18 protein-coding genes are annotated in these 25,596 nt (G+C 37.2%); 4 read left to right on the forward strand and 14 right to left on the reverse strand.

Annotation, left to right across the window (positions count from 1 at the left end; all coding sequences use genetic code 11):
• Positions 1-8 precede the first annotated feature (8 nt).
• The 14 genes from ACFEMA_RS03515 to gltB form a co-directional block, all read right to left on the reverse strand.
• The gene (locus ACFEMA_RS03515) at positions 9-944 is read right to left on the reverse strand and encodes an acetylornithine carbamoyltransferase (protein ID WP_411766620.1); all 936 of its coding nucleotides are present in this window, start codon (positions 942-944) and stop codon (positions 9-11) included.
• Positions 941-2,065 (reverse strand): aspartate aminotransferase family protein, encoded by a 1,125-nt coding sequence (locus tag ACFEMA_RS03520; protein WP_411766621.1) that lies wholly within the window; start codon positions 2,063-2,065, stop codon positions 941-943. The genes ACFEMA_RS03515 and ACFEMA_RS03520 overlap by 4 nt, the downstream gene beginning before the upstream one ends.
• Positions 2,062-2,862, reverse strand: a complete 801-nt coding sequence (proC, locus tag ACFEMA_RS03525) for a pyrroline-5-carboxylate reductase (RefSeq protein WP_411766623.1) — start codon at positions 2,860-2,862, stop codon at positions 2,062-2,064. Before proC ends, ACFEMA_RS03520 begins: the two co-directional genes overlap by 4 nt.
• A gap of 89 nt (positions 2,863-2,951) precedes the next feature.
• Positions 2,952-3,935 carry an N-acetyl-gamma-glutamyl-phosphate reductase gene (argC, locus tag ACFEMA_RS03530; RefSeq protein ID WP_411766624.1) on the reverse strand — a complete coding sequence of 328 codons (984 nt, stop codon included), beginning with the start codon at positions 3,933-3,935 and terminating at the stop codon, positions 2,952-2,954.
• 52 nt (positions 3,936-3,987) lie between these two features.
• Complete coding sequence (gene argG, locus ACFEMA_RS03535; protein WP_411766625.1) at positions 3,988-5,175, reverse strand: argininosuccinate synthase; 1,188 nt, start codon at positions 5,173-5,175, stop codon at positions 3,988-3,990.
• Positions 5,172-5,786 (reverse strand): GNAT family N-acetyltransferase, encoded by a 615-nt coding sequence (locus tag ACFEMA_RS03540; protein WP_411766626.1) that lies wholly within the window; start codon positions 5,784-5,786, stop codon positions 5,172-5,174. The genes argG and ACFEMA_RS03540 overlap by 4 nt, the downstream gene beginning before the upstream one ends.
• A 407-nt stretch (positions 5,787-6,193) precedes the next feature.
• On the reverse strand, positions 6,194-7,774 hold the full coding sequence (locus ACFEMA_RS03545; protein ID WP_411766627.1) for an NADP-dependent glyceraldehyde-3-phosphate dehydrogenase: 1,581 nt from the start codon (positions 7,772-7,774) through the stop codon (positions 6,194-6,196).
• Between the two features lie 13 nt (positions 7,775-7,787).
• Positions 7,788-9,056 carry a threonine ammonia-lyase gene (ilvA, locus tag ACFEMA_RS03550; RefSeq protein WP_411766628.1) on the reverse strand — a complete coding sequence of 423 codons (1,269 nt, stop codon included), beginning with the start codon at positions 9,054-9,056 and terminating at the stop codon, positions 7,788-7,790.
• 90 nt (positions 9,057-9,146) lie between these two features.
• Complete coding sequence (gene ilvC, locus ACFEMA_RS03555) at positions 9,147-10,649, reverse strand: ketol-acid reductoisomerase (RefSeq protein ID WP_411766629.1); 1,503 nt, start codon at positions 10,647-10,649, stop codon at positions 9,147-9,149.
• A gap of 10 nt (positions 10,650-10,659) precedes the next feature.
• On the reverse strand, positions 10,660-11,190 hold the full coding sequence (ilvN, locus tag ACFEMA_RS03560) for an acetolactate synthase small subunit (RefSeq protein WP_411766630.1): 531 nt from the start codon (positions 11,188-11,190) through the stop codon (positions 10,660-10,662).
• 2 nt (positions 11,191-11,192) lie between these two features.
• A complete protein-coding gene (ilvB, locus tag ACFEMA_RS03565) occupies positions 11,193-12,929 on the reverse strand; it encodes a biosynthetic-type acetolactate synthase large subunit (protein WP_411766631.1) in 1,737 nt (578 codons plus the stop codon).
• A 15-nt stretch (positions 12,930-12,944) separates the two neighbouring features.
• Positions 12,945-14,624 (reverse strand): dihydroxy-acid dehydratase, encoded by a 1,680-nt coding sequence (ilvD, locus tag ACFEMA_RS03570; RefSeq protein ID WP_411766632.1) that lies wholly within the window; start codon positions 14,622-14,624, stop codon positions 12,945-12,947.
• A gap of 360 nt (positions 14,625-14,984) precedes the next feature.
• Complete coding sequence (locus tag ACFEMA_RS03575; protein WP_411766633.1) at positions 14,985-16,451, reverse strand: glutamate synthase subunit beta; 1,467 nt, start codon at positions 16,449-16,451, stop codon at positions 14,985-14,987.
• A gap of 4 nt (positions 16,452-16,455) precedes the next feature.
• Positions 16,456-20,961: a glutamate synthase large subunit gene (gltB, locus tag ACFEMA_RS03580; protein WP_411766634.1), complete on the reverse strand. Its 4,506-nt coding sequence runs from the start codon at positions 20,959-20,961 to the stop codon at positions 16,456-16,458.
• 432 nt (positions 20,962-21,393) lie between these two features.
• Here gltB and ACFEMA_RS03585 point away from each other — a divergent pair, with 432 nt between their 5' ends.
• From ACFEMA_RS03585 to metK, 4 genes are all read left to right on the forward strand, one after another.
• Positions 21,394-22,428 (forward strand): porin, encoded by a 1,035-nt coding sequence (locus ACFEMA_RS03585; protein WP_411766635.1) that lies wholly within the window; start codon positions 21,394-21,396, stop codon positions 22,426-22,428.
• Positions 22,429-22,453: 25 nt separating this feature from the next.
• Complete coding sequence (locus tag ACFEMA_RS03590; RefSeq protein ID WP_411766636.1) at positions 22,454-22,795, forward strand: P-II family nitrogen regulator; 342 nt, start codon at positions 22,454-22,456, stop codon at positions 22,793-22,795.
• Between the two features lie 21 nt (positions 22,796-22,816).
• Positions 22,817-24,034, forward strand: coding sequence for an ammonium transporter (locus ACFEMA_RS03595; protein ID WP_411766637.1), 1,218 nt, complete (start codon positions 22,817-22,819; stop codon positions 24,032-24,034).
• A 280-nt stretch (positions 24,035-24,314) separates the two neighbouring features.
• Positions 24,315-25,571: a methionine adenosyltransferase gene (gene metK / locus ACFEMA_RS03600; RefSeq protein ID WP_411766638.1), complete on the forward strand. Its 1,257-nt coding sequence runs from the start codon at positions 24,315-24,317 to the stop codon at positions 25,569-25,571.
• Positions 25,572-25,596: the final 25 nt, after the last annotated feature.

Genomic DNA, 25,596 nt, shown 5'->3' on the forward strand with positions numbered 1-25,596 from the left:
CTATTTACTTATAATTCCTCCAATATCTTCTTTAATACAATTTGAGCTGCAAAAGTTCTATTATTGGCTTGCTGTAACACGACAGACTGATCGCTATCTAAAACAGCATCTTCAACCACAACATTACGTCTTACCGGCAAGCAATGCATAAACTTAGCTTGCCCAAGTTTCTCCTTGGTTAGCATCCAATTATTATCCTGGCTAAGTATTTGACCATAGTCGGAATAGCTACTCCAATTTTTAACATAAACAAAATCCGCATCCTTTAGTGCTTCTTCTTGATTGTAATTTACAGGTACGTTTTTTACAATTTCAGGGTTTAATTCATAGCCTTCTGGATGCGTCACACTAAAATCAACATCACGGTTTTGCATCATTTCAACAAATGAATTCGCCACGGCTTGTGGTAGAGCCTTTGGGTGTGGAGCCCATGACAACACTACTTTAGGGCGTTCTTTAGTCTTAAACTCTTCAACGGTAATGGCATCTGCCAAGGCCTGTAGCGGATGTGCTGTTGCGCTTTCCATACTAATTATCGGAACACTTGAGTATTTTAAAAAGCTAGTAATGACATGTTCTGAAGCATCCTTTTGCTTGTTCTTAAGCGTTGGAAATGCCCTTACAGCAATAATATCTGCATATTGTGAAATAACACCTGCCGCTTCCTTAATGTGCTCAGAGTTATTTAAATTCATGACTGTACCATCTTCAAATTCTAAGTTCCACGCATCATTGACATTCAACACCATCACATCCATACCGAGATGTTTTGCTGCTTTTTCAGTACTTAACCTTGTTCTTAAACTTGAATTAAAGAAAAGCATGACTAAGGTTTTGTGCTTTCCTAATTCTGAAAAGAGAAATGGATTTTTCTTTAATTCAATCGTTTCCTTGATGGTGCTTGAAAAATCTTTTATGTTATGAATTGTTGTATAATTTTTCATAATTCATTTTTTAAAGCTTCAAAAAACTGTTCTATATGTATTTTCTGAATTGTCAAAGGAGGTAGGATTCTTATCAAATTTGGATTCTTAGCGCTACCTGTAAATATCTTATGCTTAAAAATGAGGGTTTTTCTCAATTCAGCAACAGGAAAATCGAATTCCAAGCCTAACATCAAACCTCTTCCCTTTATCGCCTTAAGATGTGGTAATCCATTTGCTTTTTCTTGAAAATATGTTGACATATTTTTTACGTTATCCATAAGCTTTTCATCTTCTATAGTCTTAAGAACTGAAAGTGACGCAGCACATGCCAAATGATTACCACCAAATGTAGTTCCCAATAAACCAAACGAGGCTTTTATTGATGGATGTATTAAAATACCGCCAACGGGAAAACCATTACCCATCCCCTTTGCCATAGAAATAATATCTGGTGTAATACCATGCTTTTGAAAAGCAAAAAAATCACCAGTCCTTGCAAAACCAGATTGTACCTCATCGGCAATCAACATGGTATTGTGTGCTTTACACAATTGTTCTAGACCTTGATAGAATTCATAGGTGCTTTCATCGAGCCCACCAACACCCTGAATACATTCAATAATAACAGCACAGGTTTCATTCTGTTTTAGTATTGATTCTACAGATTTTAAATCCCCTAATTCAACAAAATCCACATGTTGTTGGGCATTTATTGGAGCTACTATCTTTGGGTTATCCGTCGCTACGACAGCTGCGGATGTTCTTCCATGAAATGAATTCTTAAACGCTAGGACTTTATGTTTACCATTATGAAAAGAAGCTAATTTCAATGCGTTTTCATTGGCTTCTGCTCCCGAACTGCATAAGAACAAATTGTAATCCTTACAATCTGACAATGTCTCTAACTTTTCTGCCAACTGTACCTGAAGTGGATTTTGAATAGCATTACTATAAAACCCCAATTTCTCAACCTGATTTTTAATGGCGTTGACATAATTAGGATGTGCATGCCCAATTGAGATAACGGCATGTCCTCCATAAAGATCCAAAAACTCTTTGCCCTTATCATCATACACATAGACATCTTTTGCACTTACAGGAGTGACATCATACAAAGGATATACATTAAATAAACTCATATCTGCTCCTTTTTTATGTTGTTTATCTTGTTGAATGAAGCCACCATCCCCTGAATCAGCGAGGAACTTAATCCTTTGTGCTCCATTTCATTTAAACCTTCAATCGTACAACCCATGGGTGTTGTAACACGATCGATTTCTTCTTCTGGATGGTTGCCATTGTTAATCAACAAGCTTGCAGCACCTTCAGACGTAAACATAGCCAACTCTTGAGCTTCCTTTGCATCAAATCCTAATTGTATAGCAGCCTGTGTTGTTGCTCTTATAAGACGCATCCAAAATGCAATACCACTGGCACAAACTACCGTTGCTGCTTGCATTTGACTCTCTGGTATTGCCAATGTATGTCCAAGCCTGTTAAAAATGGCTTTTGCCACTTTTAGGCGTTGTTCCCCTTTGTTGTTACTGCACAAACAGGTCATGGATTTACCTACAGCAATAGCGGTATTAGGCATCGCTCTAATAATAAATTGATCACTGCCCACTTGAGCCTCAATTTTGGAAATTAAAAAGCCTGTTACTGTTGAAATCAAAACATGGTTCTCTCTTAAATGAGAACTAATATCATTTAATATGCTTTCAAAATGTGAAGGCTGAACTGCAAATACAATAATATCTGATTCTTTAACTGCTTGTGCATTATCTGAAGTGATATATACATTCTTATAACCATCAAACTCCTTAAGCTCATCAATACTTCTGCGAGTTAAGTATAGGGTTGTGATGGCATTATTGGTAATTAAGCCTTTGGCGATAGATTTACCTAAGTTTCCTGTTCCTATTATTGCAATTTTCATCTTAGTGACCGCGAAAGCGGTTATCTTTTTAATTATACATTTTCAATTACTATTTGAGACCTTTCGACTGCGCTCAAGGTGACAACGGTTTAAAAATAATTAGCCTTTAACTGAAGTCCTTCAGATTCATCAAAGCCAAACATTAAATTCATATTCTCGACCGCCTGTCCAGAAGCTCCTTTCAGCAAATTATCAATAGCACTTGTAATTAGCAGCTTATTTTCATGTTTGTGCAAATGAATCAAACACTTATTTGTATTTACAACCTGTTTTAAATGAATATCATTTTTAGATATAAATGTGAATGCCGAATCTTTATAAAACGATCTATACAAATTTTGTGCATCTTCTAAGCTACCTTCATATTGTGTGTACATAGTTGCAAAAATTCCTCTTGAAAAATTACCGCGATATGGCATAAAATTCACTTCCGACGAAAATCCTTCTTGCAATTGCTGTAATGACTGATGAATCTCACCCAAGTGCTGATGTGTGAATGGTTTGTAATACGAAAAATTATTATCGCGCCACGTAAAATGAGTGGTTGGAGACAAGGATGTTCCTGCTCCCGTCGCACCCGTAACAGCCTGTATATGTACATCTTTTTTTAAGTTACCTGAATGCGCCAAAGGCAATAGTCCTAATTGTATAGCCGTTGCAAAACACCCTGGATTAGCAATATAATTTGATGTTTTAATCACGTCTTTCTGAAGTTCGGGAAGGCCATAAACAAAACTCTTCCCATTGAAAATTGCGTCAGCGTTTAGCCTAAAATCATTACTTAAATCAATGATCTTTGTAGCATCTGAAAATTGATGCGTTTCTAAAAATGACTTGCTATTGCCGTGTCCCAAGCATAGAAACAAGACATCTACTTCCGAGTTAATTTTATCAGTGAACTCAAGCTCAGCAGAGCCTATAAGGTCTTGATGTACCTTATATACCTTATTCCCAGCATTTGATGTGCTGTAAATAAAATCAATCGTTACTTCTTTGTGATTAAGCAACAGCCGGATTAATTCTCCTGCCGTATAGCCTGCTCCTCCTATGATACCAACACTTATATTTTTCATATAAAATTTTCTTTTTAGACCTACAAGGTTTTTGAAACCTTGCAGGACTTCTTTAATTATTCACTTGTTGATAGATTTTATTTTGATTGCCATTGATTTTAATAAAGCCCTTTGCTTCTTCAGCCGACCAGCCTTTATTTTCTTCACCGTAACTCCCAAATTTGGGATTCATTAAGTCGTGCTTTGAAGAAATCCCGTCCAAACTAAAATGGTATGGCTTAAGTGTGACAGTAACATCGCCAGACACTTTATCTTGACTGTTTTTCAAAAAAGCCTCCATGTCTCGCATCACAGGGTCAAGATATTGCCCTTCGTGCAGATGCATACCATAAAAATTTGACAAATAGTCTTTATGTTGCAATTGCCACTTCGTCAGCGTATGCTTCTCTAATAAATGATGCGCTTTAATAATAATTAGAGCTGCTGAAGCTTCAAAACCAACACGCCCTTTTATCCCTACTATGGTATCCCCAACATGAATATCTCTTCCTATAGCATATTGCGATGCCATGTCGTTTAACACTTCAATATTTTTTACTGGGGTATCTTTTTTCCCGTTAATAGCAATCGGCTCTCCTTTTTCAAAAGTTATGGTTACTTTTTCGTTGCCTTCCTTAACTAATTGCGAAGGGTATGCAGATTCTGGTAAAGGATTCCCTGAGGTTAAAGTTTCTTCACCTCCAACACTTGTTCCCCAAAGGCCTTTATTTACTGAGTACTTCGCTTTATTCCAAGACATATCAACACCGCTAGCAATCAGGTAATCAATCTCTTCTTGTCTTGTCAACTTATTATCCCTAATCGGTGTTATGATTTCAATGTCTGGTGCTAAGGTTTGGAAAATCATATCGAAACGTACTTGATCATTACCAGCTCCAGTACTACCATGAGCGATATACTTTGCACCAATACGTTTTGCATATTCTATAATTTCTATGGCTTGGATGATTCGCTCCGCACTTACGGACAATGGATAGGTGTTATTCTTAAGCACATTGCCAAAAATTAAATACTTAATCACCTTATCATAATAAGATGCTACGGCATCAATATTTTTATAGGTGGACACTCCCATTTTATAGGCGTTACTTTCAATGGATTTAATTTCTGCTGAAGTAAAGCCACCAGTATTTACACTTACAGCATGGACATCATAACCAGCCTTACTGAGGCTTACAGCACAATAGGACGTATCTAATCCGCCACTATAAGCAATCACTAATTTATTTGAATTCTTCATTTATTATCTTTTTTAAGAAATAGGCTTTGTTTTATACTTTTTAAACGCTTAAAGGCCTTTTCTTTTACTTTTTTAGACGTATCATTCTTCGTATTGGGGTCAAATAGCATTCCTGTACACAAACACATAGATTGGTTTGTGCGCTGTAGCACATCATAATTTTTACAGGTTTGGCAGCCATCCCAAAACGTTTGATCAGTTGTTAATTCTGAAAACGTCACTGGTTTATAACCTAATTCACTGTTCATTTTCATGACTGCTAAACCTGTTGTAATACTGAATATTTTGGCATCTGGATACTTAGTTCTTGAGTGCTCAAAGACTACTTTTTTGATCTGTTTTGCTAAGCCTCTATTTCTAAAATCTGGATGAACTATGAGACCTGAATTTGCAACAAACTTACCATGGCTCCATGCTTCGATATAACAAAAGCCTGCGAAGGTATCACCGTCTAAAGCAATAACCGCGTTACCATTTTCCATTTTGGTTATGATATACTCTGGCTTACGTTTTGCAATACCCGTACCCCTCACTTTTGCAGCATCTGCAATAGTGTCACAGATAATTTCTGCGTAGTGGCTATGTGATTTATTAGCAATAACAATTTGCATTGTAATTGATTTTTAATTTATAATAACTAATGATTTGGAGATTTGAAAAAGAACCGGACACACCTAAGTTCCATAATATAGAAGCACCCTTACGGGCGACGTGGAAACCTGCGGCGTACACAAACAACCCTACTTATAAAGGTAATTGAATATTGAAGCGATAAAATTGAAATTGAATAAAACATGATAAAAAAATATAAATAGATGACTAACTAAAATGAGATGTATTAGCGGCGGCGGCGCAATGTTCTGCGCTCTCTGGGTGTTCTATTTATATTTTTAGTTGCTTTCACGATGTAAACATATAAATTATTTTTTACAGAACAGGTTTAAAACGAATAGTTTGTAAAATATTTATGACTTTAATCTGTTTTTATTCTCTTTTTTGTGAATATCTCAATATTCAACTATAAAATATAATCCGTACTTATAAAATTAGACGCTTTGGTTTCTAATAATTCTTCTAAAATAGCATTATTATAGTCATTATCCTTTGAGGCGACAAAAGTTCGGATTGAGAAAGAACGCATTGCATCGTGAACGCTTAACGTACTGAATGCTGAATCCTTTCGCCCTGTGAATGGATACTTGTCTGGTCCACGTTGACAAGAACTATTTAAGTTGACGCGACAGACTAAGTTTACTAATGTATCAATTAAAGGTGCCAATACATTGATGTCCTTTCCAAACAAACTCACTTGCTGACCGTAATTAGATTCTGCCATATCATCTAATGGTTGCTGAATATCACTAAAGGACACCACAGGAATTACAGGCCCAAACTGTTCTTCTTGATAGACTCTCATATCTTTACTGACAGGATATAAAACAGCAGGGTAGATATAGTTATCTGTTATTTCACCGCCTTTTTTATTTAAAACTTTTGCTCCCTTTTCTTGTGCATCATCAATAAGTTCCTTGATATATTGTGGCTTGTCGGGTTCTGGTAATGGAGTCAATTTTACTCCGGCATCCCACGGGTTTCCGAATTTTAAACCATCTACTTTTTCAGAAAAACGACGGTTAAATTCTTTGACAATGTCTTCATGCACATATAATATCTTTAGAGCCGTGCAACGCTGACCATTGAAAGATAGTGTTCCTGTAATACATTCTTCAATGGCTAAATCCAAATCAGCATCTGGTAAAACGATTGCTGGGTTTTTTGCTTCTAAACCTAAGACCAAACGCAATCTATTCTTTTTTGGGTGACTACTTTGTACGGCGTTTGCAGATTTACTATTACCGATTAGCGCCAATACATCTACTTTGCCTGTAGCCATAATTGGCGGAGCCAAAGTTCGCCCTCTACCATAAATGATATTAACCACACCCTTTGGAAAACTATTCTGAAAGGCTTCCAACAATGGTGAAATCAATAAGACTCCATATTTTGCAGGCTTAAAAATGGCTGTATTACCCATAATTAATGCTGGGATCAGTAAACAAAAAGTTTCGTTTAAAGGATAATTATAAGGTCCTAAGCACAGCACTACCCCGAGTGGGCCACGCCGTATGTGCGCACGCACTCCGCCTTCCATTTCAAATTTAGCTGAATCTCTATCAATCTGTTTATATTCTTCAATGGTGTCATAAATATACTCTACGGTTCTATCGAATTCTTTTTCAGAATCAGGTAGATTTTTACCGATTTCCCACATTAATAACTTTACAACCTCAGCGCGTTTGGTCTTCATCTGAGACACAAACTTTTCCATGCATTTAATACGGTCAGCCACTTTCATCGTCGGCCAAAGTCCTTGACCTTTATTATAGGCAGTACTTGCAGCATCCAATGCCTCAATAGCTTGTTTTTCACCCAATGTTGGAATAGTGCCCAATAAGGTTGGCTCATAATCCCATGTTGAAGAAGAAATAGTAGAAAACACTTCGGAAATTTCACCTTTCCATGTTTTTAATTTTCCTCCTACTAAATATGTGTTTTGATGTTTAAGCTCTGTAATTTTAAAAGCTTCTGGTATTCCCATAATTGTATGTTTATTAAACCAAGAATTGAAATAAATCTGGTTTATCGTTTAAGTAATCACCATAAAAGTTACGTAATTCCATTTTGGTGATCAATGGTTCTAGGTCATCAGCTGATTTTAATTCGATACCAACTACAGCAGCTCCGTTTTCTCTATTGGTCTTTTTAGTGTATTCAAAGTGTGTGATATCGTCTGTAGGTCCTAAAATCTCAGCGACAAACTCACGTAAAGCACCTGCACGCTGAGGAAACTTGATAATAAAGTAGTGTTTTAAATTAGCATGTAATAAGGCGCGCTCCTTTATCTCAGCTGTCCTGGTTATATCATTGTTACTACCACTTATAATACACACTACGTTTTTACCCTTTATCTCATCCGAAAATTGTTCTAAGGCCGAAAGACTCAAAGCACCAGCAGGTTCTACAACGATCGCATCTTTATTATATAGGTCTAAAATTGTCTCACAAATTTTCCCTTCATCTACTGTGACTACACGGTGCAAAGTTTCTTTGCAAATCGCAAAATTTAAATCCCCTACACGTTTTACCGCAGCACCATCCACAAAACTGTCTATTGTTTTTAAAGTAATGTTTTTATTATTCCTGATTGAATTTAGCATAGCCGGCGCTCCTTTAGGCTCTACACTTATGATTTTTGTTTGTGGTGATAAAATTCGAAAAACTGAGGATAAACCAGCCGCAAGTCCGCCGCCACCAACGGCGACAAAAACATAGTCAATAGGGTGTTCATTAATCTGATCTATAATTTCTAAACCAACCGTAGCTTGACCTTCAATCACCTTTTTATCATTAAAAGGATGGATAAATGTTTTATTTAGTTCGTCGCGCTGTTGCATTGCGGCGTCATAAGCGTCATCATAAGTGTCGCCAACTAAAACTACATCTATATAATCTTCACCAAAAAGTTGTACCTGCTCAATTTTTTGATTGGGTGTTGGTGAAGGCATAAAAATTGTGCCTTTAATTTTCAGTAATTTACACGACAATGCAAATCCTTGAGCATGATTTCCTGCACTTGCACAAACAATTCCATTTTCAATTTGTGTCTCATTTAAGGATGCAATTTTGTTATATGCACCACGTATTTTATAGGATCGAACTTCTTGTAAATCCTCTCTCTTAAAATAAATATTTGCACCAAAATGTTTAGAATATCGAGCACTCTTCATTAAAGGTGTTACAGTGGCTATACCCTTGAGTTTTTCTGCCGCAGCCTCAATCGCCTCTAATGTTGGTCTATATACTGTAGTAGTTTCTTTCATAAATTGCCTGCCCAGGCTGTAAACTCTTCCTGCTTTTGTTCTATTTTAATATTGAGACACTTCGACTGCGCTCAGTGTGACAGTGTCGTTTTAAGCTAAAACTGAATCCTCAACCGTTTTGGCGGTTTCTATTTTTTTCATTGCCGTCATTGCTCCTCTCAATCGTTTCCCTACTGCTTCAATTGGATGATTTCTTATGGAGTCATTAACTGCAATTAAATCCACATTATCCACTGCATTGGAATCTGAATATGGTTTCCCTATAATAGATGTATCTACTGTTTTCATAAAGTCCTCCAATAATGGCTTACATGCATGATCGAATAAATAGCAGCCATACTCAGCAGTATCTGAAATGACACGATTCATTTCAAATAATTTTTTTCTTGCGATGGTATTGGCAATTAATGGCAGCTCATGTAATGATTCATAATATGCTGAATCTTCAATAACCCCTGCACTTACCATAGTTTCGAAGGCTAATTCTACACCAGACTTTACAAAAGCAACCAATAACACTCCGTGATCAAAATACTCTTGTTCTGAAATATGATCTGAGGTCAGCTCTGTTTTTTCAAAAGCGGTTTCTCCAGTTGCTTCTCTCCACTTTAAAAGGTTAACGTCATCATTTGCCCAATCTTCCATCATGGTTTTTGAAAAATGTCCAGAAATAATATCATCCATGTGTTTTTCAAATAATGGGCGCATAATTCCTTTCAGTTCTTCAGACAATTCAAAAGCTTTCAATTTTGCTGGATTTGACAAACGATCCATCATATTGGTAATACCTCCATGTTTTAGAGCTTCGGTAATGGTTTCCCAACCAAACTGAATCAATTTAGCGGCATAACTCGGCTCTATACCTTCATCCACCATTTTATCAAAAGATAAGATCGCTCCTGTTTGCAACAAGCCACATAAAATGGTCTGCTCACCCATTAAATCAGACTTCACCTCAGCTATAAAAGAAGACGCCAAAACACCTGCTCTATGTCCACCAGTTGCAGCGGCATAAGCTTTTGCTTGCGACCATCCTTTTTGCTCCAGGTCATTTTCGGGATGCACTGCAATTAAGGTTGGCACACCAAATCCTCTTTTATATTCTTCACGAACCTCAGTACCAGGACATTTTGGCGCTACCATTATGACGGTTAAATCCTTACGGATTTGCGTACCTTCTTCCACAATATTAAAACCATGGGAATAACTCAATGTTGCTCCTTGTTTCATTAGTGGCATTACAGATTTAATAACGTTTGTATGCTGTTTATCTGGTGTTAAATTCAACACTAAATCTGCTGTTGGTATCAATTCTTGGTATGTCCCCACATTAAAATCATTTGACGTTGCATTTTTATAAGATGCGCGTTGCTCATCAATTGCTGCTTGTCGTAATGCATAAGAAATATCCAATCCGGAATCCCTCATATTTAGACCCTGATTCAATCCTTGGGCACCGCAACCAACAATTACGATTTTCTTTCCTTTTAGTGCATTAACACCATCTTCAAATTCTGAAGCGTCCATAAATCGACACTTTCTTAATTGCTCTAATTGTTCTCTTAATGATAAGCTGTTAAAATAATTTGCCATTGTTCTTTTTTTATTGGTTAAATGCGGCGAGCATTTCTGATATTTTCATTTCGTCTTTAGTTACTGCAATTCGACCAGATCGACTAAATTGCATAATCCCAAATGGGCTTAATTCTCTATATAAAAGGTCAACTTCTTCTTTTCGACCTGATTTTTCTATCACAAAAAATTCGCGATTAACAGTGACAATTCTTGCACTACTGTCCTTAATAATATTCTGAATTTGGCGTTCTTCAAACAATAAATCTGATTTCATTTTGAAGATGCACGATTCTTGATAAATGGTTTCAGACTCAGTATGATAAAATGCTTTAATCACTTCAACCTGTTTATCGATCTGTCCGATAATTTTTTTCATCTGACCCTCACTGATATTAACCACTATAGTAAATCTTGAAACACCTTCAATTTCTGAACGAGAAGTATTAATGCTCTCGATATTAATATGTCGCCTTTGAAAAATTGCTGATATTCTATTGAGCAATCCAATGTTGTTTTCAGTATATACCGTAACTGTATATTGGTTTATTTGATCTTCCATAATTATTCTAATCTTATATCTGATACCGATGCTCCAGAAGGTACCATAGGGAAAACATTATCTTCTTTTTCTACACAAACTTCTAAGAAATAAGGTTCTTTACTGGCAACCATCTCTTTTACCGCATCTGCTAATTCATCGCGTTTAGTCACGCGTTTTGCATTGAGATAATAGCCTTTTGCTATGGCAACAAAATCTGGGTTTGTCATTTCTGTTGAGGCATAGCGCTTATCAAAAAACAACTGCTGCCACTGTCTCACCATACCTAAAAAATCATTGTTCAATACAACAACTTTAACAGCGGCTTTTTGTTGAAATATGGTACCTAATTCTTGAATAGTCATTTGATATCCTCCATCACCCGAGATTGAAATGACTTCCCGCTCCGGGGCGGCCATTTTAGCACCTATTGCTGCAGGCAGGCCAAAGCCCATGGTTCCTAATCCACCAGAGGTGATATTACTTTTTGATGTATTGAATTCCGCATAGCGACAAGCTATCATTTGGTGCTGTCCTACATCACTAACTATAGCAGCTTCACCTTTGGTCTGTATATTGATTTCCTTCAACACCTCACCCATGGTTAAACCTTCTTTAGTTGGATTCAAATCGTGCTGTATGACTTTATCATATTCTATGGCATATAAATCCTTGAATTTTTGGTGCCATTCTGAATGAGAGTTTGGATTAATCAAAGGGAGAATTGCTAAAAGACTAGCTTTGGCATCTCCCAAAACAGCAACATCTGTTTTTACATTTTTGTCAACTTCAGCAGGGTCAATTTCAAAATGAATGATTTTAGCTTGTTTTGCATAAGTCTGAAGATTCCCTGTAACCCTATCATCGAAACGCATCCCTATGGCAATGAGAACATCACATTCATTAGTCAACACATTTGGCGCATAATTACCGTGCATCCCAACCATACCTATATTAAGCGGATGCTTAGAAGGAATAGCAGAAGCTCCTAAAATAGTCCATGCAGAAGGGATGCCAGCCTTTTCAATAAAGGCTTTAAACTCTTCTTCTGCTTCACTAAGAATAATCCCTTGCCCCCAAACCACCATTGGCTTTTTGGCATTATTAATCAATTCTGCCGCTACACTTATGTCGGATTCGTTTGTTTCTGGAACAGGTGTATAACTTCTTACAGCTGTACATTTTTCATAAGAAAAATCAAACTCCTCAAACTGCGCATCTTTAGTAATGTCAATTAATACGGGTCCAGGGCGTCCGCTCTTGGCTATATAAAATGCTTTAGCCATCACCTCAGGGATTTCAGATGCTTTGGTAATTTGATGATTCCATTTAGTTACCGGTGTAGAAATGCCTACAATATCTGTTTCTTGAAAGGCATCACTTCCTAATAAATGAGAAGGCACCTGACCAGTGATACATACCATTGGTGTAGAATCAATTTGAGCGTCTGCTATACCAGTAATAAAATTAGTAGCACCTGGACCAGAAGTCGCGATAGCCACACCTACTTTACCAGAAATACGTGCATAGCCTTGAGCTGCATGGGTTGCACCTTGCTCGTGGCGTGTTAATACATGATGTATTTTATCTTGATACTTATAAAGCTCATCATAAACAGGCATTATAGCACCGCCTGGGTAGCCATATAAAATATCCACTCCCTCTGCTAAAAGACATTTAATAATGGCTTCACTGCCAGAAATACGTTCTTTGGTTTGTGACGTATTGGTTTCTGTTTTTATCGTTTGAATTCCTTTCATTATGATTTCACTTTTCTAAAATTCATCAGTTACACAGCCTTTTGAAGCTGATGAAACTGTTCTTGCATATTTATAAAGTACCCCACGGTTAAATTTTAATTGCGGTGCTTTCCATTTCTGTCTTCTTTTTTGAAGTTCTTCTTCAGAAACTTCAACCGAAATCGTATTGGTTTCTGCATCAATAGTTATAACATCACCATCTTCTACAAAAGCAATTGTACCACCTTCTTGAGCCTCTGGTGTTATATGACCAACTACAAAGCCATGTGTACCTCCAGAAAACCGCCCATCTGTTATAAGGGCTACATCTTTACCAAGACCTGCCCCCATAATAGCGGCTGTGGGTTTCAACATTTCTGGCATTCCTGGCCCACCTTTAGGTCCTTCATAACGAATAACAACAACATCTCCCTTTTTTACTTTACCATCTCTAATACCATCGTTCGCTGCGTATTCGCTTTCAAAGACTTTGGCTTTTCCTTTAAAACATAAACCTTCCTTTCCAGTAATTTTTGCTACACTTCCTTCAGAGGCTAAATTCCCATAAAGCATTCTTAAGTGTCCTGAAATTTTTATCGGTTCTTCGATTGGTTTTATAACGTCTTGCCCTTGGGACAAATCGTTTACATCTAATAAGTTCTCGGCTAATGTTTTACCAGTAACCGTTAAACAGTCGCCGTGCAGCAATCCTTTTTTCAATAAATATTTTAATACCGCTGGGATGCCGCCAACAGCATGTACATCCTCCATCAAGTATTTTCCACTAGGCTTTAAATCTGCTAAGAATGGTGTATTATCACTTATATCTTGAAAGTCTTTTAGCGTAAAGTCGATATTTGCAGCTCTAGCAATCGCCAAAAAGTGCAACACGGCGTTTGTAGAACCGCCTAAAATGGTTACCAACCTAACAGCATTTTCTAGAGACTTTCGGGTGATGATGTCTAAAGGTTTTATATCTTTTTCAAGTAAAACCCTAAGTGCTTCACCAGCTTTAACAGATTCTTGTTTCTTTTTATCACTTAATGCTGGATTTGAAGAGTTAAACGGCAATGACATCCCTAAAGCCTCTATTGCAGATGCCATAGTATTTGCAGTGTACATACCGCCGCAAGCACCTGCTCCCGGACATGCTTTTTCAACAATATTCTGATACTCATTTTCCGTCATTGTCCCTGCAACCTTACTCCCCCAAGCTTCAAATGCAGATACTACATCTAATTTTTTACCATTATGGCAGCCAGAATCAATTGTACCTCCATAGACTAAAATCGATGGACGATTCAAGCGAATCATGGCCATTAAAGCACCAGGCATATTTTTGTCACAACCTACAACTGTTATCAGTCCATCATAGCTCATGGCCTGCACAACTGTTTCCATAGAATCTGCTATAATATCCCGAGAGGGCAATGAATAACGCATCCCTGGTGTCCCCATTGATATACCGTCACTCACGCCAATAGTATTAAATATTAAACCAACGACATCTTCGTTTTGCGTGCCCTGCTTTACCAGTTTTGCCAAATCATTAAGATGCATATTACAAGGGTTACCTTCATAACCAGTACTCGCTATTCCGACAATTGGTTTATAAAAATCTTCTTTGGTTAATCCAATAGCATGAAGCATTGCTTGCGCTGCTGGCTGGGTTGGATCTTGTGTTACTGTTTTACTGTATTTATTTAATTGACTCATATTATGATTCGCAAAATTGAATTGCTCAACTAAACTACTGTATTCATCACTTCTTGACTGTGAAATACGACTTGGCTAAGCTAAATTCAATGTTAGTGTCATTCTGTTAATTATTTGATTTTTAGTATTTTAAGTTTTATTATATATGACGTTCAAGTCTGTTAAATTTTTGAATAAAAAAAGCCTTCCGATTAAGGAAGGCCTTGATATATTTTATTTTCAATCTATCATACCATCCCTTGGCTTTGCGAAATAATCACAATGCTTCTAATAGAAATGGTGTTGACGATGTTTTTTCTCATTATAGATTCAAAGGTTTAAAATATTAATTTAATGTCCAAAAAGATTGATGAAACATACCTAAACCCTGGGTAAATCTCCTTCACCCTTTAAAGGTAAATTAGATGTTCCCATAAGATACTTATCGACATGATGAGCAGCTTGTCTCCCTTCAGAAATTGCCCATACAATTAAAGATTGACCTCTCCGCATATCACCTGCAGAAAATATGCCCTTAACATTAGTTTGGTAATCTTTGATGGTTGCTTCGATATTTGTTCGGGCATCCATATTGAGTCCAAACTGATCTGCCAAAGTTTTTTCGGAACCTGTAAATCCTAAAGCCAATAACGCCAAATCACAATCCCATGTTTTTTCTGTATTCGGAATTTCCAAGAGTTCTGGTCGTTGACCTTCTTTAAATACCCATTCCACTTCTACTGTTTTTAATCCCGTAAGATTTCCATCCTTATCTCCTAAAAATTCTTTTGTTGAGATGCTAAAAAAACGCTCTACCCCTTCTTGGTGCGATGAGCTTGTACGCAGTCTCATTGGCCAATACGGCCAAGGCTGATGTGCTGGACGACCCTCAGTAGGCTTACTCAAAATTTCAAAATTTGTTACTGATTTTGCACCATGCCTATTTGATGTACCAATGCAATCAGAGCCTGTGTCTCCACCACCAATAACGATTACATGTTTATCAGTTGCCTTTATTTCTTCCTGAAAATTCTTTTTTCCGTCTACACGCTCATTGTTCTGCTTTAAGAAATCCATCGCTTGTACAACCCCTTTAAGATGTGATCCTTTTATAGGGATACTTCGTCTTACAGTTGCTCCTCCACATAAAACAACAGCGTCGTAATCATTTTTTAAGCGCTCAACGCTTACATTTTTTCCGACATGTGCATTGGTTTCAAAAACAATGCCTTCCTCCTTTAAAACATCAAGACGCCTGTCGATCACATTTTTTTGAAGTTTAAAATCTGGTATTCCATATCGCAATAATCCACCTGGTTTTTCATCGCGTTCAAAAACAGTAACTAAATGACCAGCTCTGTTAAGTTGCTGTGCTGCAGCCAGACCTGAAGGTCCAGAACCTACTACAGCTACTTTCTTTCCTGTACGCTGTTTTGGCGGATTGGCCTTAACCCATCCAGCTTCAAAGGCTTTTTCAGCAATATTCTTTTCTATGTTTTCTATGGAAACTGGATCTTCATTTATCCCTAAAACACAAGCTTCCTCACAAGGTGCCGGACACAATCTTCCTGTAAATTCAGGGAAATTGTTGGTAGCGTGTAATACCTCAGCGGCTTGTTTCCAACGTCCCTTATAAACATGGTCATTAAAATCGGGTATAAGATTGCCCAATGGACATCCGCTATGACAAAACGGGATACCACAATCCATACATCTTGCTCCTTGACCTTTTAATTCCTTTTCTTCTAAAGGCTGAGTGAATTCTTTATAGTTTTTGAGACGCTTTTTTACTGGTAAGTAAGGCTCGTCCTTTCGCTCAATTTCCAAAAATCCTGTAATCTTTCCCATGTCTTTAAGCTTTTATTTTTTGTTCTTCTTCCAATCTTAGTAGAGCTTGTCTATATTCCTCTGGAAGCACCTTAATAAATTTAGGCAATTCATTTTCCCAATTCTCTAAAATTCGCTGTGCCAACGGACTTAAGGTCGCATTATAATGATTTTCAATATGGGTCTTTAATTCATCCTTATCTTCAGCTATAACAACCTCATCCAAATTAAGTCCTTCTTTATTGCAATGGTCTTCGAAGGTATTGTCCTTATCATAAACATAAGCGATTCCACCACTCATCCCAGCACCAAAATTACGCCCTACACCACCTAAGATTATAGCACGTCCCCCGGTCATATACTCACAGCCATGATCGCCGATACCTTCAACTACAGCAACAGCCCCAGAATTACGAACACAAAAACGTTCTCCGGCTTTTCCGTTAAAATAAGCCTCCCCAGATGTGGCACCATATAAAGCGACATTCCCTATTATTATATTCTCTTCAGGAATTATAGTTGCTTCATCTGGTACTTTTACTACCAATTTTGCACCAGATAGGCCTTTACCTATATAATCGTTAGAATTGCCATTTACTACTAATGTTAACCCTTTAGTAGTAAAAGCCCCAAAACTCTGACCTGCAGAACCTGTAAAGTTAATTTTTAAGGTGTTCTCAGGAAGACCCTGTGCACCATAAATCTTAGAGATTTCATTGCTTAGAATAGCGCCGAAAGCACGATCTCTATTCGTAATTTTAGATTCTAGAACTGTTTTTTCTTTTCTGAATAATGCGGGATGTGCCAATCGCATGATTTTAAAATCCAAAGCCTTTTCTAAATCGTGATCTTGCAATTCAGTATTATACAATTTAACATTTTCAGGTGCTTCCACCTTATGTAATATTGGTGACAAATCGAGACCGTTGGATTTATAAAAATCTATGGCTTTATTTCGTTCTAATTTTTGAACCTGGCCCACCATTTCGTCAACAGTCCTAAACCCTAATTGCGCCATAATTTCCCGCAATTCCTGAGCTATGAAGTACATAAAGTTGACCACATGCTCTGGTTTTCCCTTAAACTTTTTACGCAATTCTGGATTTTGGGTAGCGATACCTACCGGACAGGTATTTAAATGGCAAACACGCATCATTATACATCCTGAAGCCACCAATGGTGCCGTTGCAAAACCAAATTCTTCAGCTCCTAATAAGCATGCTACAGCGACATCTCTACCTGTTTTTAGTTGCCCATCACATTCTAAAACAACTCGGCTACGAAGGTCATTCATTACCAACGTCTGTTGGGCTTCTGCTAAACCAAGCTCCCATGGCAAACCTGCGTGCTTTAATGATGTCAATGGTGAAGCTCCTGTACCGCCATCATGCCCAGAAATTAAAATAACATCTCCTTTAGCCTTGGCAACACCAGCAGCTACAGTTCCTACTCCTACTTCTGACACTAATTTTACATTTATCCGAGCTTCACGATTTGCAGATTTTAAATCGTAAATTAATTGTGATAAATCTTCAATGGAATAAATATCGTGATGTGGTGGAGGCGAAATTAAACCTACATACGGAGTGGAATTTCTTGTTTTGGCTATATCCGGATTCACTTTTGGCCCTGGTAATTGCCCTCCTTCTCCAGGTTTTGCTCCCTGAGCCATTTTAATTTGAATCTCAGACGCATTCGTCAAGTAATTTGAAGTCACACCGAAACGACCTGAAGCGACTTGTTTTATGGCCGAATTCTTCCAGTCTCCATTAACATCTTTATAGAAGCGTTCTTCGTCCTCTCCTCCTTCACCAGAATTACTTTTACCCCCAATTCTGTTCATGGCAACGGCTAAATTTTCATGCGCCTCCTTACTTATAGATCCGTAAGACATCGCTCCCGTTTTAAAACGCTTTACAATTTTAGTCCATGGCTCTACCTCTTCAAGTGGAATTGGATCATAATTTGTAAACTCAAACAAACCTCTTAAGGTCATTAAATGTTTGGACTGTTCATTAATTAACTCAGAATACTCTTTATAGGTGCTGTGCTTATTACTCCTTACAGATTCTTGCAATTTGGCAACGCTCAACGGGTTAAACACATGTTTTTCACCATCTCGTCTCCATTTGTATTGGCCTCCAAAATCTAACTTTAAATCAGCATCAATTGTCTCGGTTTTATACGCTCTTTTATGTCGTCTCGAAATTTCTTTTTCAATTTCACGTAACCCAACACCTTGAATACGTGTCACAGTATTTGGAAAATAGTCATTGACAATTTTCGAATTTAGACCGATACACTCAAACAATTGGGAACCACGGTAAGAATTCAATGTTGATATTCCTATTTTATTCATCACCTTGAGAATACCCATGCCAACGGCCTTGTTGTAATTCTTAATTGCCGTTAGATATTCTAAACCTTCAACATCTTTACTCTTAACCTGATTGAATACTATTTCATTAACGATATATGGATTAATAGCACTTGCTCCGTAACCAAATAATAAGGCAAAATGATGTACTTCTCTTGGTTCTGCGGATTCAATGATTAAACTTACTTTGGCTCGCTTTCCAATTTTATAGAGTTCATGATTCACATACGAACATGCCATTAGCGCAGGTATAGGAGCCCATTTTTTATTGACCCCGCGATCTGAAAGAATAATAATATTCCCTCCTGCATCAATAGCTTTGCTTGCTGTTGCCACTAAGTTCTCCAGAGCACGTTCTAGTTCATTCAACCCTTTTTCCACTTCGTAAAGCATCGGAATTGTGGTGACAACAAAGTCTGGATTATTATTATAGTTTTTAATTTTATCTAAATCGTGCTTTGAAATCACAGGATTTTGAATCTTCAACTTACGGCATTGGTCTTCGTTGATTTCAAAAATATTAGTATCGCTTCCCAAGGTCAAACTAATATCCGTAATCAATTTTTCTCGAATACCATCCAAAGGTGGATTAGTGACCTGTGCAAAAAGCTGCTTAAAATAATTATATATTAATTGTGGTTTTTCGGACAGTACTGCTATTGGAGAATCATTACCCATAGAACCTATTGGCTCTTTTGCCAATTGTGCCATTGGTTGAATAATGACCCGTAAATCCTCTTCTGTATAACCAAAAACAATTTGACGTTTTCCTAAAGGATCTTCCTTGTGCTTTATAGGCCCCTTTTTTGCAGGAATGTCTGCTAAATGCACTAAATTTTTATCAAGCCACTTTTTATAAGGATGTTTATTGACAATAGCCTCTTTAATTTCTTCATCCTTAACAATTCGTCCTTTATTCATATCCACCAAGAACATCTTCCCAGGCTCTAACCTTCCGTGGTGCTCAATATTCTTTGGATCTATATCAATAACCCCTGTTTCGGACGACATAATAACGTAGCCATCCTTAGTTACAGAATATCGAGAAGGCCTTAAACCATTTCTATCCAAAACTGCTCCTATATAATTACCATCTGTAAACGGAATTGAAGCAGGACCATCCCAAGGTTCCATTATACAGGAATTATATTCGTAGAATGCTCTCTTGGCTTCCGACATGTCCGGGTTCTTTTCCCAAGCTTCGGGCACTAACATCATCATTACTTCTGGTAGTGAGCGTCCCGTCATTAATAACAACTCCACAACCATATCCATTTGTGCGGAATCAGACTTACCTGGAAGGATTATCGGAAATATACTTTTAAGCTCCTCCCCAAACCAATCACTTTCCATAAGTTCTTGACGTGATAATGTTCTAGACACATTACCACGAAGGGTATTAATTTCTCCATTGTGACACATGTACCTAAAAGGTTGTGCCAAATCCCAAGTAGGAAAGGTGTTTGTTGAAAATCGTTGATGCACTAAGGCGAGACGAGTTACCAAAGAAGGGTCTTGTAATTCTTTAAAAAACAGTTTTATGTCTTCTGGAACAAGAAGTCCTTTATATATAATGGTCTTTGCAGACAAACTCGGAAGATAAAACCTAGAACTTTCAGATAATTTTGAATTATATATGTGGTGCTCTGCTTGTTTACGAGCCGTAAATAACTTTAGATTAAAGGTAAAGTCCTCTTGACTTTTTGAAGCTTTTCCTATAAATACCTGCTTAATATACGGTACAGTTTCGGCAGCAATCTGACCGATTATTGAAGCATCTACCGGTACATCTCGCCACCCTAATATTTCTAGACCCTGACCCCCAACAAAACGTTCAAACTGATCAATACAATACTGTCTTTGATTTTCGCGCTGTGGTAAAAACACATTACTTACAGCATACTGACCTGCCTTAGGGAGATTGAAATCACAGTTTTTTACAAAAAAATCGTGTGGGATATCAATTAATATACCTGCACCATCACCTGTTTTTCCATCTGCACTTACCGCTCCTCGGTGTTCTAATTTTTCGAGTATTTCAAGTGCTTTGTGAATGATTCCATTAGATCGATTTCCCTTTAGACTACAAATAAATCCTGCACCACAATTATCGTGTTCAAATTCTGGTAAATAAAGTCCTTGTTTTTTCAGCATGTCATCAAATTTTAAACAGAAAAATCTCTTTTCTGACCGACTAATATATAGGATATTTTATAGGAACAAACACCCAGGAATCATTATTGTGAATATCGTATTTACTGTGTTTTATTATATCATTTTATTAAAAAACATGGGTGAAAATTGAAAATACCGAATTACTGTTTATTCAATAAATAACAATTAATACTACATTTTATTGATCAAAAATTCATTTACACAAAATTATATTAAATAAAAAATCAAAAAACAGCATATTATTCAAAATTTCATATTTCAATATTCTTGATTTTGAAATAATTTTTTCTATACCCATTAAAATTTAGGGGTAAATTTTAATTATATCATAAAAATACACAAACAACCCTATTTTTTTAGGGGTATAAATTTCATTTTATATAGTTTAGCCAACAAATAACAATTAATATTATGAAAAAACTAATTACCCTTACTGTTTTAGTGGCCGTTATGAGTTTATCAGCCCAAGAAGACAAAAAATTCACTTTTAGCGGCAGTGTTGATGCCTATTTTAAAAACAACATTTCAGGACCTAATGAAGCAGATGGTGACGGCAATTTTTTAACCCCAGGAACCTCATTTGCCAATCGCAGTGGATTCAGTATTGGTATGGCTAATGTAATTGCTAGCTATGAGGGCGAAAAAGTAGGATTTGTAGCAGACTTAGTATTTGGCCCGCGAGGGGAAGATGCTGTTTTTCTGTCTTCACCATCTACAAACATTGTCAATCAACTTTATGTGTACTGGAATGTCAGCGAGAGTGTTACACTGACCTTCGGAAACTTTAATACGTTCTTAGGGTATGAGGTTATATCTCCTGTCGGGAACTTCAATTACAGCACATCATACATGTTCTCTTATGGTCCATTCTCACACACAGGTTTGAAAGCTGATTTTGCATTATCTGAAGATTTTTCATTAATGCTTGCTGTAATGAACAGTACTGATTTTACTGAAATAAATCTTGACGGCAGCTACACGTTTGGTGCTCAATTAGGATTTAAAGATCAGTACTTAAACTTCCTTTATGGAGACCAAACCGGGACTTCTGGACCGACCTTTCAAGTAGATTATACAGGCGGGTTTGATTTAAGTGAAGACTTTTTCTTAGGACTCAATGCAACATACAACGACACTGATGGGTCTTCTTTTTATGGAGCTGCCTTGTATCCACAATTTAAAACATCTGAATCTTTCACCATCGGTTTAAGAGGGGAATACTTTGCCGAAACTGAGTTTGGTGCTGGTGCCATTGGCGGATATGACACTGAAGGTGATGCCTCTGTTATAGATGTAACATTAACAGGAAGCTATGCTGTTGGCGACCTAACCATCAAACCAGAGTTGAGACTAGACTCTGCTAGCGAAGATGTGTTTTTCGATAGTGATTTTACACCTAAAAACTCACTATCGTCTTTCCTAATCGCAGCTATATACGCATTTTAAAAACACTAAATAAAACTAAATAAACATGAAAAAAATTGAAGCAATTATTAGAAAATCAAAATTTTCTGAGGTTAAAGAAGCCCTCCATAGCGTAGGAGTCAATTTCTTTTCCTACTGGGATGTTACTGGATTAGGTAACGAAAAAGAATGCCACATATATAGAGGAATAGCTTACAGCACTAGTGATATCCAAAGAAGGTATTTATCGATTGTTGTTAATGATGATTTTGAAGAAGTCACCATCAATGCCATACTAGAAGCAGCCTCTACAGGTGAAGTCGGTGATGGAAAAATCTTTGTAAGCGACATTAATGAAGCTTACAGAATACGAACTGCCGAAAGAGGAGGACAAACTTTAAAAAACTAACCAAGGAAAAAATAAAATAGAATGGAATTATTTACAACTAATAATGTATGGATGATGATCTGTACAGCACTCGTATTCTTTATGCACTTAGGATTTGCATTTTTAGAAATCGGATTAACGCGTCAAAAAAACACCATTAATATACTTTTTAAGAATATTTTTATAATCACAGTAGGGCTGTTGTTGTACTACCTAATTGGGTTTAACCTAATGTACCCTGGTGAGTTTAATGGCTACCTTGGCTCTATTGTACCAGGTATTGCTCCACCTGAAAACGGTATGACACCCGCTTATGCAGATGGTGGTTACACGTGGTGGACAGACTTTTTATTTCAAGGTATGTTTGCGGCTACAGCAGCAACCATAGTTTCGGGAGCAGTGGCTGAGCGTATAAAAATTGGGCCATTTATGCTTTTCACTGTCATCTATGTAGGAATTATTTATCCAATAGCAGGTTCTTGGAAATGGGGTGGTGGCTTTTTAGACCAATTAGGCTTTTATGATTTCGCAGGCTCTACTTTAGTACATTCAGTTGGCGGTTGGGCTGCACTTGTTGCGGTTTGGTTATTAGGCTCAAGAATAGGAAAAATAAAAAATGGCAAGATCCAGGCTATCCCTGGTCATAATATTCCGTTAGCAACGGCTGGTGTTTTAATTCTCTGGTTAGGTTGGTTTGGATTCAATGGGGGATCTGTCTTATCAGCAGACCCAGAATTGACATCATTGACCCTTGTTACAACATGTTTGGCAGCAGCAGCAGGTGGTGTTGTTGCAGCAATTACGTCTTTTATACGATTTAAAAATCTTGATCTCACCATGTTTTTAAATGGTATTCTCGGTGGACTTGTAGGTATTACCGCAGGAGCAGATGTTATGACCCCAGAAAGTGCCATTATTATAGGAGCGGTTGCAGGGGCTCTCATTGTTTTTGCCGTTAGCACAATTGACAGAATAAAATTAGACGATCCTGTTGGTGCCATTGCCGTACATCTTATATGCGGTATATGGGGCACTTTAGCTGTTGGTATTTTCTCAACAAACCCAGACCACTCTTTCTTAGTGCAATTACTCGGCGTAGCATCTTATGCTGCTATCTGCCTGGTTTCCTCTTTTATAATCTTCTATTTAATGAAAGTCACTGTTGGCATAAGAGTTTCAGAAAAAGAAGAAAAAGAAGGGTTGGATTTACACGAACACGGCATGGAAGCTTATGCTGATTTTAGAAAGAATGAGCAATAAATTTCAAAAAGAATAAAACAAGCTTGTAGAAATTGCCCTAAGTCAATTTAGCTTTAGTTAGTGTTTTATTCAGTAAGCCTTCAAGCCTTTGTGCTTGGAGGCTTTTTCTTTAACACTATATTTATTTGAAGTCCATTTTGTAATTAGGTTTAAATCCGTATTTTTGCCCAACAAATAAAGAGGAATGATTTGACTGATTGCAACCTCTGCAAAAAAATGCTAAAGACAGTGTAATACTCTCCGCGTTGCTACGTCAAATCTTCAGACTAAAAAAGATAAAATGGCGTATTTATTTACTTCCGAAAGTGTTTCAGAAGGACATCCAGATAAAGTAGCAGATCAAATCAGTGATGCATTAATTGATAATTTTTTGGCCTTTGATCCAGAATCAAAAGTAGCTTGTGAAACTTTAGTCACCACAGGGCAGGTTATTTTAGCAGGTGAAGTGAAATCAAACACCTATTTGGACGTACAACAAATTGCACGAGATACTATTAATAAAATTGGCTACACCAAAGGAGAATACATGTTCGATGGCAATTCTTGTGGAGTATTATCTGCCATCCACGAACAGTCTGATGACATCAATCGTGGTGTGGATCGAGAGTCTAAGGAAGAACAAGGAGCAGGTGACCAAGGTATGATGTTTGGGTATGCCACAAACGAAACTGAAAACTACATGCCTCTTGCCTTGTACTTATCTCACCTAATTTTAAAAGAATTAGCAGAATTAAGAAGAGAAAATAAGGACATTAGGTATTTAAGACCAGATTCTAAAGGCCAGGTAACAATAGAATATTCAGACGATAATGTCCCTCAGCGTATTGAAGCCATTGTGGTTTCTACACAGCACGACAACTTTGATAATGATGAAGCCATGTTGGCCAAAATCAGAAAAGATATCGTTACTATTTTGATACCAAGAGTAGTTGCCAAAGTACCCGCACACATACAATCCTTATTTAATGATAGTATAAAGTACCACATCAACCCAACAGGAAAGTTTGTTATTGGTGGCCCACACGGAGATACTGGTTTAACTGGACGTAAGATTATTGTTGACACCTACGGAGGAAAAGGAGCACATGGTGGTGGAGCTTTTTCTGGTAAAGACCCAAGTAAGGTTGACCGAAGCGCTGCATATGCCACCAGACATATTGCCAAAAATTTAGTGGCCGCTGGTTTATGTTCGGAAGTTTTAGTGCAGGTCTCCTATGCTATCGGCGTGGTTGAACCTATGGGTGTTTTTATAGATACTTATGGTACATGTCCATTGAATTTAACTGATGGTGAAATCGCCCAAACCGTTTCAAAATTATTCGACATGAGACCCGCAGCGATAGAAGAACGTTTAAAATTGCGCCAACCTATGTACAGCGAAACTGCAGCTTACGGTCATATGGGACGAACTAATGAAGTGGTTACAAAGACCTTTCAGCAACCCAATGGCGAACCCATTACTTTGGAAGTAGAGTTATTTACTTGGGAAAAACTAGATTATGTGGATAAGGTTAAAGATGCTTTTGATATACAATAGATATAGTTAAAACTAAAAAAAGCCT

It is taken from the genome of Winogradskyella sp. A3E31, assembly GCF_046720935.1.
In the GTDB taxonomy this organism is placed as follows: domain Bacteria; phylum Bacteroidota; class Bacteroidia; order Flavobacteriales; family Flavobacteriaceae; genus Winogradskyella.

Excerpts from the sequence above, each read along its gene's own strand:
- ACFEMA_RS03590 (WP_411766636.1), top strand. The coding sequence starts at position 22,454 with ATGAAAAAAATTGAAGCAATTATTAGAAAATCAAAATTTTCTGAGGTT.
- ilvA (WP_411766628.1), bottom strand. The coding sequence starts at position 9,056 with ATGAAAGAAACTACTACAGTATATAGACCAACATTAGAGGCGATTGAG.
- ACFEMA_RS03575 (WP_411766633.1), bottom strand. The coding sequence starts at position 16,451 with ATGGGAAAGATTACAGGATTTTTGGAAATTGAGCGAAAGGACGAGCCT.
- metK (WP_411766638.1), top strand. The coding sequence starts at position 24,315 with ATGGCGTATTTATTTACTTCCGAAAGTGTTTCAGAAGGACATCCAGAT.
- ACFEMA_RS03595 (WP_411766637.1), top strand. The coding sequence starts at position 22,817 with ATGGAATTATTTACAACTAATAATGTATGGATGATGATCTGTACAGCA.
- ACFEMA_RS03545 (WP_411766627.1), bottom strand. The coding sequence starts at position 7,774 with ATGGGAATACCAGAAGCTTTTAAAATTACAGAGCTTAAACATCAAAAC.
- ilvB (WP_411766631.1), bottom strand. The coding sequence starts at position 12,929 with ATGAAAGGAATTCAAACGATAAAAACAGAAACCAATACGTCACAAACC.
- ACFEMA_RS03515 (WP_411766620.1), bottom strand. The coding sequence starts at position 944 with ATGAAAAATTATACAACAATTCATAACATAAAAGATTTTTCAAGCACC.
- ilvN (WP_411766630.1), bottom strand. The coding sequence starts at position 11,190 with ATGGAAGATCAAATAAACCAATATACAGTTACGGTATATACTGAAAAC.
- argC (WP_411766624.1), bottom strand. The coding sequence starts at position 3,935 with ATGAAAAATATAAGTGTTGGTATCATAGGAGGAGCAGGCTATACGGCA.
- ACFEMA_RS03585 (WP_411766635.1), top strand. The coding sequence starts at position 21,394 with ATGAAAAAACTAATTACCCTTACTGTTTTAGTGGCCGTTATGAGTTTA.
- ilvD (WP_411766632.1), bottom strand. The coding sequence starts at position 14,624 with ATGAGTCAATTAAATAAATACAGTAAAACAGTAACACAAGATCCAACC.
- proC (WP_411766623.1), bottom strand. The coding sequence starts at position 2,862 with ATGAAAATTGCAATAATAGGAACAGGAAACTTAGGTAAATCTATCGCC.
- argG (WP_411766625.1), bottom strand. The coding sequence starts at position 5,175 with ATGAAGAATTCAAATAAATTAGTGATTGCTTATAGTGGCGGATTAGAT.
- ilvC (WP_411766629.1), bottom strand. The coding sequence starts at position 10,649 with ATGGCAAATTATTTTAACAGCTTATCATTAAGAGAACAATTAGAGCAA.
- gltB (WP_411766634.1), bottom strand. The coding sequence starts at position 20,961 with ATGCTGAAAAAACAAGGACTTTATTTACCAGAATTTGAACACGATAAT.
- ACFEMA_RS03540 (WP_411766626.1), bottom strand. The coding sequence starts at position 5,786 with ATGCAAATTGTTATTGCTAATAAATCACATAGCCACTACGCAGAAATT.
- ACFEMA_RS03520 (WP_411766621.1), bottom strand. The coding sequence starts at position 2,065 with ATGAGTTTATTTAATGTATATCCTTTGTATGATGTCACTCCTGTAAGT.